Below are 12,740 nucleotides of genomic sequence, written 5' to 3' on the forward strand. Positions count from 1 at the left end.
CGCATCATCACAGACTACTAGCGTAACCCGCGTTGCAGGAAGGAAGAAACATGGTCGAGTCCGACCAGAACATGCCGGAGGTCCCGCCGGCGGTTGCCGCATTGCCGTTTGTACGGGTGCTTCTGGTCGACGACCAGGCGATTATTGGCGAAGCGGTCCGTCGCATGGTGAGCACCGAGGCTGATATCCAGTTCCTGGCCGTACTCGACGCACGGCAAGCCCTTCCGACCGCGCTTGAATGGAAGCCGACGGTGATCCTGCAGGACCTGGTGATGCACGACACCGACGGCTTCGAGGTGGTGCAGCAGTTCCGCGCCAACCCGGCTACCCGCGATATCCCGATCATCATGTTGTCGAGCAAGGAAGATGCGCACACCAAGGCGCAGGGCTTTTCCGCCGGCGCCAACGATTACCTGGTAAAGCTCCCCGCCCCCCTCGAACTGCTTGCGCGGCTGCGCTACCATTCCAGCGCCTACCGCAGCCGGCTTGAGCGTGACGCCGCCTTTCATGCGCTGCGCGAGAGCGAGCGCATGCTGGCCGAACTCAATGTCCGGCTGCAAAGGCTGGCCGAACTCGACGGCTTGACCGGTATTGCGAACCGCAGGCGTTTCGACGAGGTGCTGGCCAGCGAATGGCAACGCGCGCAACGCACCCGGCGCCCGTTGTCGTTGCTTCTGTGCGACATCGATTATTTTAAGCTGTACAACGACACGCACGGCCATCTCGCCGGCGATCAGTGTCTGAAGAAGGTGGCGGAAATCCTGGCCGGCAACCTGCGCCGGCCGGCAGACCTGGCAGCGCGCTATGGTGGCGAGGAATTTGCGCTCATCCTTCCGGAAACCGATGCCGACGGCGCGGTGGCGGTCGGCGAAGCCTGCCGCCGGCAGCTGGAAGCGCTGTCGCTGCCCAATCAGCCGGCTCCCCCCGGGCGGATCGTGACCCTGTCGGTCGGCGCGGCAAGCGTCGTCCCCGTCGCCGGTTCCAATCCTGCCACCCTGGTCGACATCGCCGACCGCGCGCTGTATGACGCGAAAGACCGCGGACGAAACCAGACGGCCAGGCGCGGCTGATCCCAGGTTGCGCAGCCGTCAAGTGCGGGATTGAACTTTGCTCCCGCCGCCTCTCTCTTAATAAATAATTAATATGTTCGCAGTGCGGCGGCGTGCAATGATTGCTCGCCGCCATTACCCATGCCCGCACGCGGGTCCGACGTCACCATCCGCCTCATGCATTTATCGCGCAGACACCGGGACCGCTACCGCGCATTTGCCCGTTTCTCCAGCTACGCAGTGATGATGGCCGGCCTGCTCGTCCTGGCCGGATGGATCACCGATACCCGTGTTCTGACCTCTTTCCTGCCTGGATTTGCACGCATCAAGTTCAGTTCCGGGCTTGCGCTCGTACTTGCCGGCGCCTCGCTGCGGCTGCTGGCGATGCCCCGGGGCAGCGGCGTCCTGCGCGCCGCCAGTCAGGTCTGCGCGCTCGCCGCCGTCGCGATCGGGGCGGCGGTGCTGGCGGAATATGCCGGCAATACCGACTTCGGCATCAACCAGTGGCCGTTTGCGGAAAACGATGCGCCGGCAGGGCAAATTCCCGGCCGGATGCCACTCATATCGGCGGTAATTTTCGTGCTGGCCGGCAGCGCGCTCTTCCTGCTGGCAAGAAATGCGCGCGCCCTGTGGGTGGAAGGCGCGGTACTGCTTGCAGCAGGAAATGCGCTGGTCCCCGTGATCGGTTACCTCTACGGCAAGACTGCGCTGTATCAGGTCCCCTACTACGGCACCGTCGCCTTCCCGATCACGCTGGTATTCCTGCTGCTGTGCGCCGGCATTCTCGCGCTGCGTCCGGAACGCGGCATGATGGCCTTGATCAGCAATGACAGTGCCGGCGGTTTCACCGCGCGCCGGCTGCTGCCGGCCGCACTGCTGCTGCCGGTCGCAATCGAGCGCCTGCAGTTCTGGGGGCATGAAGCCGGCCTCTATGACCTCACCGTCGGCATGATCCTGATCACGCTCGCGAGCATGGGCATGTTCACGCTCCTGATCCTGTGGAATGCCTATCTGCTGCTGCGCCTGGACAAGCAGCGCAGCGAGGCGGAAGACACGGTGCGGCAGGCGCTGGACGTGCTGGAAAGCAATCTGAACGCCTTGTCCGCATCGAATACCCGGCTTCTGGCCGCGTCGGGGGAACGCCGCGCGATGGAGGAAACCCTGTTTCACGAGCATGAACGCGCGCAGGTCACGCTCAACTCGATCGCCGACGGTGTCGTCACCACCGATGTCGACGGAAAAATCAGCTACATGAACCCGGCGGCGGAGACCCTGAGCGGGTGGCCGAACGCCGAGGCTGCCGGCAAGACCGTGCACGAGGTATTCAAGGTGGTCGACACGGTCACCCGGCAGCCGCTCGCCTATTCGCTGTCCCCGGTGCTGGATGGCAGCACGACTGCGACATTGCCGCCGCAAATCATCCTGGTGCACCGCGACGGGCGGGAATCGACGGTGAACAATTCCTGCGCCCCCATCCACCGCCGCGACGGAAAGGTGATGGGGGCGGTCCTGGTGCTGCATGACGTCAGCGCCCTCCATGCGATGACGCTCAAGATGTCCTATGTCACCCAGCATGATGCATTGACCGGATTGCCGAACCGCTTCCTGCTGAACGACCGCCTGTCGCAGGCGCTTGCGCTGGCACTGCCGCACAACACCCGCACGGCGCTCCTGTTCCTCGACCTCGACCGCTTCAAGCACGTCAACGACACGCTCGGCCACGCGGTGGGCGACCGGCTGCTGCAGGAAATCGCAGACCGCCTGAAACGCTGCAAGCGCGACACCGATACCGTCGGGCGCTACGGCGGCGACGAATTCGCGATCCTGCTGCCGGAAATCGGGGACACGCTCGCCGCCGCGCGCGCGGCCGGCCAATGCCTGACCGCGATGACGGAGCCGTTTTCCATCGATGGCCACGAAATCCACATCAGCGCCAGCATCGGGATCAGCATCTGTCCGGAGGACGGCCAGGACAGCGAGACGATCATCCGCCATGCGGAAGCGGCGATGTACCAGGCCAAGGCGCAGGGGCGAAACAATTACCAGTTCTTCATGCCCCGGATTAACGAGCGCGCGATCCGTCGCTTCGCGCTGGAAGGCAGCCTGCGCCGCGCCATTGCCCGCGAAGAGTCGGCGCTCTATTACCAGCCCAAGCTCAGCATCGCCGACCGCAGGGTGATCGGTGCCGAAGCCCTGATCCGCTGGCACGACCAGCGCAGCGGCCCGGTATCGCCCTCGCAGTTCATCCCGATTGCCGAGGAAAGCGGACTCATCATTCCGATCGGCGAATGGGTGTTGCGCAAGGCCTGCCGGCAGAACCGCGCATGGCAGGACGCCGGCTACGAGGCGCTGCCCATCGCGGTCAACGTATCGGCGGTGCAATTCAGGGAAAAACACTTCCTGGAAATGGTGGCGCGGGTGCTCGAAGAAACCCGGCTCGAGCCGCGCTACCTCGAGCTGGAATTGACCGAAAGCGTGACCATGCAGGACATCGATCTCACGATCCAGCTGCTGGAAGCCTTGAAGCGCATGGGCGTGAGCCTGTCCATCGACGACTTCGGCACCGGCTACTCCAGCCTCAGCTACCTGAAGCGCTTCCCGATCGACGCGCTGAAGATCGACAAATCCTTCGTGCAGGATATCGTGACGGATGCCGACGACGCGGCGATCACCTGCGCCATCATCAGCATGGCCAAAAGCCTGAAGCATCGAGTGATCGCGGAAGGCGTCGAAACGGCCGAGCAATTCGAATTCCTGCGCCGCCATGGGTGCGACGCGATTCAGGGCTACTATTTCAGCGGCCCCCTCAGCGCGCAGGAATTCGAACACAGGATCCTGCAGCGCGCGGCGACCGTGCAATAGCGGAAGCTCTTGGCCGCCCGAAGGCAGCCGCAGCGCGTCAATCCATCTCCCACAAGCGCCCGTCTGCCGTGATGAGCGCGGTGCGCAGCGTTTTTCCCGGGAACACCTGCTGCGCGGCGGCCTGGTAACGCAGCAGCTGCGCGCGATACTCCGCCCGCTCGCTGTCGAGCAGGTCGCGCTTGTAGTCGAGAATCCAGACTTCCCCGGCGCACACGACGGCGCGGTCGAAGCGATACAACTCGCCGCCGCACAGCACCTCCAGTTCATTGTGCGCAACCTCGAAGTGCGCCGGATTGAAGAAACGCTCCAGCTCCTGCTGCCCGAGGATGCGCAGCGCATGCTCGCGAATGACCGCCGCGACCGCGTGCGCGCAGCGCAGCCAGCGCGCAAGCTGCGGCACCTCCGGCACGGCCACCGGCCACTGCGCCGTCTGCGTCAAGCGCTCGAGCAGCGCATGCAAGGCGATACCTTCGTCGATCGCGATGCTGCGCGCCGGCGCCGCGTCCGCCGCCGGCTGCCCCAGCGCCGGCGGATCGAACAACGGAATGGCGAACTCGCCCTCCCCTGCGGCAGACGCGCCGGTGAAATCCGCCGCGTCCGCGTCGAACAGCATTTCCGGCACCGCCAGCAAACGGTGGTACCAGCTTCCCTCCACCGTACCGTCCTCGAGCGCGCCGCGCGCGCCGGCAACGCCGCTGACGATCAGCATCTCCTTGGCGCGCGTGGCCGCAACGTACAGCAGGTTCCAGTCCTCCTGCTGCTTGAACGCCTCTTCGGCGGCGAACAGGGCATCGCGCGCAGCGCCGCGCTCGCCCTTGCGGCCGAAACAGGAAAAATGCGACGGTGCGTCCGCATCCTGCGGCCAGTCGCACAGGATGCCGCTGTCGTCGCGCGCCGGCTCGCTGTGATTGGCATCGACCAGCACCACGACCGGCGCCTCCAGGCCCTTGGCGCTGTGGATGGTCAGGATGCGCACCGCATCGACGGCGGCATCCACCGCGGCCTCGTCCGGCGCATCGTTTTCCGCGCCCTTCCTCAATACCTGCAAGGCATCGATGAATTTCGGCAGGCTGGGATAGCGGCCGGCATCGAGGTTGAGCGCCAGTTCGGTGAAGGCCTCGATATTGCCGACCACCTGCGCGCGCGCCGCCGCCGGCGCCGCCTGCGCATAACGCGCCACCAGCTGCCCCTGATGCAGGATGAGGTCGAGCAGGTCATGCACCGGCAGCCGCGGCGCGGCATCGAGCCAGGCCTGCAGAAGCTGCCGCGCGCGCCAGAGCGCGGCCGAAGCGCTGCCGGCCGCGGCCGCCTGCATGCGCTCCCACCATGTGCTGCCCTCCTGACGGACGATGGCGATCAGGTCATTGTCGCCGGCGTGAAAGATCGGCGACTTCAACACATGCGCCAGCGCCCGGTCGTCCCCCGGCGTGATCAGGAAACTCAACAGGGCGATCAGATCGGCAACCTCCAGCGATTCCAGCAGGCCGCCGCGCTTGTCCGAAACGAAGGGAATGCCTGCTTCGCGCAATGCGCTTTCATAGGCGCCGAGATAGGTACGCTTCTTCACCAGCAGCATCACATCCGACCAGGCCGGCTGCCGGCCCTGCTCCGCCAGCCCGCCCAGCGCCGCCCTGATCGCGCGCGCCACCGCGCGGCCCTCGTCGAGGCGGCGCGCGTCTTCCTCTTCCTCGCGTGCCGCGGCGAGCGGATCGCGCAGGGCGAAAACCGCGCTCTCATCCTGCTTCTTTTCTTCGGCACGAACCAAGGGCAGGCGCCACACCGTGCCCGCCTGCGGCGCCAGCGTGGTCTGCGGCGCGAAGATCGGGTTGGTGCGGAAGCTGGCGTTGAGCACGTCGACCACGGTACGCGCATTGCGGCGCGTCTGGTTGGTGCGCAGCACGTCGGCGCCGATCGCCGCAAGCATGTCGCGCGCCGCCGCGAACACGCGCGGCTCGGCGCGGCGGAAGCGGTAAATCGACTGTTTCGGGTCGCCCACGACGAACACGCTCGGCTTCTGCGCGTCGTCGCCGTACGCGTCCAGCCAGGCGCGCACGATGGTCCATTGCAGCGGATTGGTGTCCTGGAATTCATCGAGCAGGATGTGCCGGTAGCGCGCATCCAGCCGGCTCTGCAGGTAGGCGGCATGCTCGGGATTGGTCAGCAGCCGGTATGCATGCCATTCGAGGTCGCCGAAATCGAACACCCGCTGTTCCGCCTTCACCGCCTGATACTGTTCCAGGTAGGCGCGGCCGGCGGTGAACAAGGCTTCGTTCAGCGCCAGCACCTGGCGTTCGCAGCTGCGCTTGCGCAACTGCTTCAGATGCTCGCCGATCGCCTCGAACTCCTCGTCGAAGACGCGCACGCCGTCGGCACCGAGGTCCTGCTCGATCGCCCTGGACAGGTCCTTGGTCTTCTGGTTCTTGCGCGCCTCGCCGGCATCGCTGAAGAACTCGTTGCACAACGCGTCGAAGCTGTCGATGCCCGCGCCGGCGCTGAGCGCGGTCTCGATGGCGACCGCGCGCTTCTGGTTCACCGCGGATCCGCGGCCGAGCAGGCGGGCAATGCCGGTGATGCGCGCAAGCAGCCGGTCGTCGTCCCAGAGCGCAAGCCGCGCGTCGGTCTCGCCGTCTGCGCCGCACAGCCGCCGCAGCCATTCCAGCGGCGTATCGTCGTCCTGCTGCGTGACCGCCCACCATTCGGCGCGCTTGTCGAGGAAGGCATCGAGCAGCCGGCGCGCGCCGGTGTCGCCGGCCATCGCGTACAGCGTCATCAGCGCCTGCTTCACCGGCTCCTGCCCTTCCTCGCTGAGCGACTGCATGAAGCGGCTGTAGGCGTCCAGCACGAGCTCGCCGGTCGCCTCGGTCAGCGCATAGCCGTGCGGCACGCCGGACGACAGCGGCGCGATCTGCACCAGCCGCGCGAACCAGCTGTGGAAGGTGTCGATCGACAATGCCTGCGGGCTGGCCAGCACGCGCTCGTACAGCTTGCGCGCGACCGGCATCGTGCGCGCGAGCTCGGCTTCCTCGATGCCGCGCTCGAGCAGCAGCCCGCGCACCGCCGCTTCGGGCAGCAGCGCCATGTCGTGCAGCAGGTGCAGCAGGCGTTCGCGCATTTCCTGCGCCGCCTTGCGGGTGAAGGTAATCGCCAGCAATTCGGACGGTTCGGCGCCGGCCAGCAGCAGGCGCAGCATGCGCGCCACCAGCAGCCAGGTCTTGCCGCTGCCCGCGCAGGCTTCGACCACGACCGAGCGCGCCGGGTCGCAGGCGACGCGGGTGAACTGCATCCCGTCGGCGGCGGCGCCGTTCACTTCATAGGCGCGCGGCGAGGAGTGCGGCATCGTCACCATGCCCCCTTGCGGCACAGGCCGCGCACTTCGCACCAGACGCAGATCTTTTCGATGCCGGTCGCCGGCAGCGGCGCGCCGCTGCCAATCGCCTGCACGCTGGAGACGATCCGGGCTTCCAGCAAGTTCTGCCATTCGGCATAGTTCTTCGCTTCGACGTCGCCGGTCTTGTCCTTTGTGACTTCCAGCGCCACGTAATGCGCGGCCGCCACCGGAAGGTCGGACAGCAGGCCGTAGAAGGCCAGCTGGTGATCTTCCGCATCCTTGAGCTTGTCGCGCAGCGATTGCAGCGGCCGGGTCTTGTAGTCGAGCACCGCGCGCTCGCCGTTTTCATTCTCGTCGATCCGGTCGACGTAGCCGTGCAGCGTGATCTGCCCGCCATCCCAGGAGATCGTCTTGTCGAAGCGCTGCTCGCCGAGCACGAACTTCCAGCCCTGCTGCTCGCGCGCATTCGCCCAGTCGAGATAGGCAGGAATGACCTTTTGCCAGCGCGCGTAGTAGCCGAGCGCCGCCGCGCTTTGCGCAAGCGCCTCGCCGAACACCTTTTCCGAAATCGCGCGCAGCAGGTTTTCACGGTCCGCCGGCGCGACCCGGCGCTCGCGCAGCGTCTCGTGGTAGGTGCGCAGGATCTGGTGCAGCCAGTCGCCGTAGTCGCGCTTCTCCGGCATGTCCGACAGTTCGTCGAGCGCGGACAGGCCGAGCATGCGGGTGGCGAAGAACTGGTAGGGACAGGCGACCAGACTGTTGTAACCGCTTGCCGACAGCCGTCGCGGCAGCAGGTCCGGCGCCGAGGGTGCGGGCATGGCCGTCGGTTGCGGCGCAAGCCGCCGCGCTTCGATCTCGATGCGGCGCAGCGGCAGCAAGGGCGCGCCTGCGCGCTCCAATGCCAGCTGCAGGCGCTCGATCCAGTTGCTTACCTGGTTCGGCTCGCCATTGCGATAGGACTGCCAGGAAAGAACCACTTCGGGATTGACGCAGAGCACCTCCGCGAAGTCGCGCAGCTGCTGGCGCTGCCGCATTTCGCGCGTGGCCAGGCCGAGTTCGCGCCGCACCGCGTTGGCGAAGAACAGCGTCTCGGTATCCTGCGACGGCAGGTGGTCGGCGTCGGCGCCGACCATCAGCACCGCGTCGAAGCGGCGCAACTGCGCGCCGTTCAACTGCAGCATCACCACGCGCCGGTCGACCTCGCCCGGAATGAAGGGCGTCGATTCCAGTTGCAGGCTGAGGAAGGCGCGCCATTCGGCAAACGAAAACGCGTGCGACATGCCGTCGCAATCCTGCAGCAGCAGGTCGAGCAGCGCGATCACCTGCACGCCCGCAGCGTCGCCGGCGAGCGCCTCGCGCATGCCGAGCGCCTCCAGCGCCTGGGTCGTCACCGCGCCCCACTCCCTGAGGCTCTTTCGCCCGCTGAACATGACGGCTTGCCCGGTGATGAAGCGGAGCAGTTCCAGTGCCGCCGGCGCTTCGCGCAGCGCGGCCTGCACCGCCTCCCATCCGCCGAGGATGTTGGAGCGCCGCAGCGCATGTTCGATCGCCATCACCCGCTGCGCCTTGTCAGGCAGGTCGGCGCACAGGAAAGGCGATTTCAGCAGGTCGAGCAAGGCGACGGTTTCACCGCGCGTGCTCACCACGTCCAGCAGTGCCGCCAGCGCGGCGGCGCTGCGCGTGGTGGAAAGCTTCCAGCCGGTTTCGTCGGCGACGAAGACCTGCGCGCGCTCGAGCAGCGCGCGGATGCGCCGGGCCACCACCCGATCCTGCGCGATGATCGCCACGCGCTCCTTGCCTTCGCGCAGCCAGTCGAGCACGAGCTGCGCGCCGCGTTGCGCTTCCTGCTCCAGGCTGCCGCAAGGGCATAGCGAGACGCCGCCGGGCGCATCGATTTCCACGGGATTGGCGGCAAGCCAGGAGTCGCGGCCGTCCTCCTCCAGCATGTCGGTCCATGCGTAGGCGAACGCGCCCGCAACCGCATGCGCATGCCAGTCGAGTCCGATGTGCCACACCGGCTGGCGCTGCGCGTAGGCGTCGAGAAAAGCCGCATGCAAGCCGGCCGGCGGTTGCGGATTGAGCCAGATCAATGGCGTTTGCGCCTGCGACGCCAGTCTCTGCATCTGCGCATGGCAAGCGGCAACCGGGTCGCTACTGTCGAGCTGCGTCTTCCAGAGCGTCCAGACCAGTTGCGCTTCATCGGAAAGGATATTGCGCGCAGGTAGCGGCAGTTGTTCCAGTGCTGACTGCCAACGTTCCTCGGCAGCATCGGGTGACAGTTGCATCGAGGGCAGCAGCGCCTCGCTGAGTTCGTCAAACAGCGTGAGCAGCATCTGCGCCAGCGGCAGCAGGTCGGTATTGCGGCGGGCCGAAAACAGTTTCTTCAGCCAGCCGTGCTGGCGCAGTTCCGCATACAGCGCCATCAGGCGCTCACTGTGCGGCACGCTGCCGCGCGCGCTCTCGTCGGGCGGCATCATGGCGATCCAGGACGACAGCGTGGTGATGCGCGGCGGAATGAAGGGATGCCGCAGGCAGTCGGCAAGCGCCGTCTTCAGGTGCTGCGCATGACAAAAGGCCGGCACCAGCACGCGCACGCCGGAGAAGTCACGCAGCCCCGGATCGGCCTGCCGCAGCAGGCCGTCTTCGAGCATCGCGCGGGCGGCCTCGGACCAGAACGCGGCGGACGGCGGGATCAGCAGGGAACGGTGTGGCATGACTGTTTGACAGGAGGAGCCCTAGAATAGCGCGAGCGCGGCGTTGCCGGATATTTTATGTGAACCGGGGCAAAAATTCGGGGAGTGCACTACACTTTTCACGAAAATCGGTTATGATTTACCAACTTCCCGCCGCACTACGTCTTGCAGCAGCCGTCAACGGACTTGAATTCGCGCACGACGTCTCCACTTGCCCATTGCAATCCCGGACAAAGCGTCCGTTTGGCTGGCAAGGCAGCAGGCGCCAGAATACAGACATCCTTGAACCTCTCACGAGGAAACCATGAGCGAAAACATTAAATACATCACTGACGCCTCTTTCGAATCGGACGTGCTGAAGTCCGACAAGCCGGTCCTGGTCGACTTCTGGGCAGAGTGGTGCGGTCCCTGCAAGATGATCGCCCCGATCCTCGAAGAAGTGGCGAAGGAATACGATGGCAAGCTGCAGATCGCCAAGATGGACGTCGATGCCAACCAGGCGGTTCCCGCCAAGTTCGGCATCCGCGGCATCCCGACGCTGATCCTGTTCAAGAACGGCGTGCCCGCCGCACAAAAGGTCGGCGCGATGGCAAAGGGCCAGCTGACATCGTTCATCGACAGCAATATCTGATGCAAGCGCGGCGGTGCATTCGTACCGCCGCTTTGGTTTTCGAATTAACCGTCCTCGCAGCACCCTCCCCCACCTGACATTTCCCATCCCGGGACACTCACTATGCATTTATCTGAACTCAAGCAGCTCCACGTCTCGGCCTTGCTGGACATGGCAATCGGCCTCGAAATCGACAATGCCGCCCGCCTGCGCAAGCAGGAGCTGATGTTCGCGATCCTGAAGAAGCGCGCAAAAGGCGGCGAACAGATCTTTGGCGACGGCGCCCTTGAAGTCCTGCCCGACGGCTTCGGCTTCCTGCGTTCGCCCGACGCGAGCTACATGGCGTCGACCGACGACATCTATATCTCGCCCTCGCAGATCCGCCGCTTCAACCTGCACACCGGCGACTCGATTGAAGGCGAGGTGCGCACGCCGAAGGACGGCGAACGCTACTTTGCATTGGTGAAGGTGGACAAGGTCAACGGCGAACCGCCGGAAGCGTCCAAGCACCGCATCCTGTTCGAGAACCTGACGCCGCTGCATCCCAACAAACTGCTGCACCTCGAGCGCGAGATGCGCGGCGAGGAAAATATCACCGGCCGCATCATCGACATGATTGCACCCATCGGCAAGGGCCAGCGCGGCCTGCTGGTCGCCTCGCCGAAGTCCGGCAAGACCGTGATGCTGCAGCACATCGCGCACTCGATCACCACCAACCATCCGGACACGACGCTGATCGTGCTGCTGATCGACGAACGCCCCGAGGAAGTGACCGAAATGCAGCGCTCGGTGCGCGGCGAAGTGGTCGCCTCGACCTTCGACGAACCGGCCACCCGCCACGTGCAGGTCGCGGAAATGGTGCTGGAAAAAGCCAAGCGCCTGGTCGAGATGAAGCGCGACGTGGTGATCCTGCTCGACTCCATCACCCGCCTCGCGCGCGCCTACAACACGGTGATCCCGGCTTCCGGCAAGGTGCTGACCGGCGGCGTGGACGCCAACGCGCTGCAGCGCCCGAAGCGCTTCTTCGGCGCGGCGCGCAACGTCGAGGAAGGCGGCTCCCTGACCATCATCGCCACCGCGCTGATCGAGACCGGCAGCCGCATGGACGACGTGATCTATGAAGAATTCAAGGGCACCGGCAACATGGAAGTGCACCTGGAGCGCCGCCTGGCCGAGAAGCGCGTCTACCCGTCGATCAACCTCAACAAGTCGGGCACCCGGCGCGAGGAATTGCTGATCAAGCCTGACCAGCTGCAGAAGATCTGGATCCTGCGCAAGCTGCTGTACGGCATGGACGAGATCGAGGCGATGGAGTTCATCCTCGACAAGATGAAGTCCACCAAGAACAACGCAGAGTTCTTCGAACTCATGCGCCGTGGCGGAAGCTGATCGCTGACGCTTTATAAGGTGGCAGGAAGGGCGCAGGAATGCGCCCTTTTTCATTTCGCCAGCCCGCACAGGTCTGCCGCCCGCCCTTAGCGCCGACGAAACCGCATCCTTTCGCAAATCACTGATTCTATTGTATAATGCCCGGTTTTCACCCCGGCAAGTGACCGGCAATCGGGTCAAGAAGCAGCAGGACCGACGAAGTGCCGATTGGCTACCAAACTATCCAGAGGAAATCATGAAAGAAGGCATTCACCCGAATTATCGCGAAGTCGTGTTCCAGGACATGTCCAACGACTTCAAATTCATCACCCGCTCGACCATCGAAACGAAAGAGAAAATCACGTTCGAAGGCAAGGAATACCCGCTGGTGAAGATTGAAGTTTCCGCAGAATCGCACCCGTTCTACACCGGCAAGCACAAGATCGTCGACACCGCCGGCCGCGTGGAGAAATTCCGCCAGAAGTTCGGCACCCGCGGTTCCAAGACGCAAGCTGCAGGCTGATCCTGCCGCTTCACCGAAAAAGGCAGCTACGGCTGCCTTTTTTGTTTCCCGGGCGTTTCCCCTGTCCGGGGTACTTTTACGGCACAATATCGCCGAACTCAATAAGAACAAGCCAAGTCCGTTCCCCTCATGAAGCCAGTCCGCCTACCTGCAGCCGCCACGAATGCGCTTCCTCGCCGGGTCCTGTTCGCCTTATGCCTGTTGTACATTCTTCCCGGCCTGTTTGGTCGTGATCCGTGGAAAACCGAGGATGCCGCGGGATTCGGCATCATGTGGACCATGGCGCAGGGTGGCCTGGACGACTGGC

Annotated in this window: 7 protein-coding genes and 1 pseudogene; 6 read left to right on the plus strand and 2 right to left on the minus strand. The window is 64.9% G+C overall.

Annotated elements, in window-relative coordinates; all coding sequences use genetic code 11:
- Nucleotides 1–50: 50 nt before the first annotated feature.
- Nucleotides 51–1,070 (plus strand): diguanylate cyclase domain-containing protein, encoded by a 1,020-nt coding sequence (locus VEC01_RS19760; RefSeq protein ID WP_324902630.1) that lies wholly within the window; start codon nucleotides 51–53, stop codon nucleotides 1,068–1,070.
- A 156-nt stretch (nucleotides 1,071–1,226) separates the two neighbouring features.
- A complete protein-coding gene (locus tag VEC01_RS19765; protein ID WP_324902631.1) occupies nucleotides 1,227–3,911 on the plus strand; it encodes a putative bifunctional diguanylate cyclase/phosphodiesterase in 2,685 nt (894 codons plus the stop codon).
- A 37-nt stretch (nucleotides 3,912–3,948) separates the two neighbouring features.
- Here the strand turns inward: VEC01_RS19765 and VEC01_RS19770 are convergent, their stop codons facing one another.
- Complete coding sequence (locus VEC01_RS19770) at nucleotides 3,949–7,257, minus strand: UvrD-helicase domain-containing protein (protein WP_324902632.1); 3,309 nt, start codon at nucleotides 7,255–7,257, stop codon at nucleotides 3,949–3,951.
- Nucleotides 7,251–9,953, minus strand: a complete 2,703-nt coding sequence (locus VEC01_RS19775; RefSeq protein ID WP_324902633.1) for a PD-(D/E)XK nuclease family protein — start codon at nucleotides 9,951–9,953, stop codon at nucleotides 7,251–7,253. The genes VEC01_RS19770 and VEC01_RS19775 overlap by 7 nt, the downstream gene beginning before the upstream one ends.
- A 283-nt stretch (nucleotides 9,954–10,236) precedes the next feature.
- Between VEC01_RS19775 and trxA the strand changes: the two genes are divergently transcribed.
- The 4 genes and pseudogenes from trxA to VEC01_RS19795 form a co-directional block, all read left to right on the plus strand.
- A complete protein-coding gene (gene trxA, locus VEC01_RS19780) occupies nucleotides 10,237–10,563 on the plus strand; it encodes a thioredoxin TrxA (protein ID WP_324902634.1) in 327 nt (108 codons plus the stop codon).
- A 102-nt stretch (nucleotides 10,564–10,665) separates the two neighbouring features.
- Nucleotides 10,666–11,931: a transcription termination factor Rho gene (gene rho / locus VEC01_RS19785; RefSeq protein ID WP_324902635.1), complete on the plus strand. Its 1,266-nt coding sequence runs from the start codon at nucleotides 10,666–10,668 to the stop codon at nucleotides 11,929–11,931.
- A 235-nt stretch (nucleotides 11,932–12,166) separates the two neighbouring features.
- Nucleotides 12,167–12,433, plus strand: coding sequence for a type B 50S ribosomal protein L31 (locus VEC01_RS19790; protein WP_324902636.1), 267 nt, complete (start codon nucleotides 12,167–12,169; stop codon nucleotides 12,431–12,433).
- Nucleotides 12,434–12,562: 129 nt separating this feature from the next.
- Nucleotides 12,563–12,740 (plus strand): annotated as a pseudogene (locus tag VEC01_RS19795) (glycosyltransferase); the annotation flags it as partial.

Origin of the sequence: Noviherbaspirillum sp. (genome assembly GCF_035627455.1) — a bacterium.
In the GTDB taxonomy this organism is placed as follows: Bacteria; Pseudomonadota; Gammaproteobacteria; order Burkholderiales; family Burkholderiaceae_D; genus Noviherbaspirillum.

Excerpts from the sequence above, each read along its gene's own strand:
- VEC01_RS19760 (WP_324902630.1), top strand. The coding sequence starts at position 51 with ATGGTCGAGTCCGACCAGAACATGCCGGAGGTCCCGCCGGCGGTTGCC.
- VEC01_RS19765 (WP_324902631.1), top strand. The coding sequence starts at position 1,227 with ATGCATTTATCGCGCAGACACCGGGACCGCTACCGCGCATTTGCCCGT.
- VEC01_RS19770 (WP_324902632.1), bottom strand. The coding sequence starts at position 7,257 with ATGGTGACGATGCCGCACTCCTCGCCGCGCGCCTATGAAGTGAACGGC.
- VEC01_RS19775 (WP_324902633.1), bottom strand. The coding sequence starts at position 9,953 with ATGCCACACCGTTCCCTGCTGATCCCGCCGTCCGCCGCGTTCTGGTCC.
- trxA (WP_324902634.1), top strand. The coding sequence starts at position 10,237 with ATGAGCGAAAACATTAAATACATCACTGACGCCTCTTTCGAATCGGAC.
- rho (WP_324902635.1), top strand. The coding sequence starts at position 10,666 with ATGCATTTATCTGAACTCAAGCAGCTCCACGTCTCGGCCTTGCTGGAC.
- VEC01_RS19790 (WP_324902636.1), top strand. The coding sequence starts at position 12,167 with ATGAAAGAAGGCATTCACCCGAATTATCGCGAAGTCGTGTTCCAGGAC.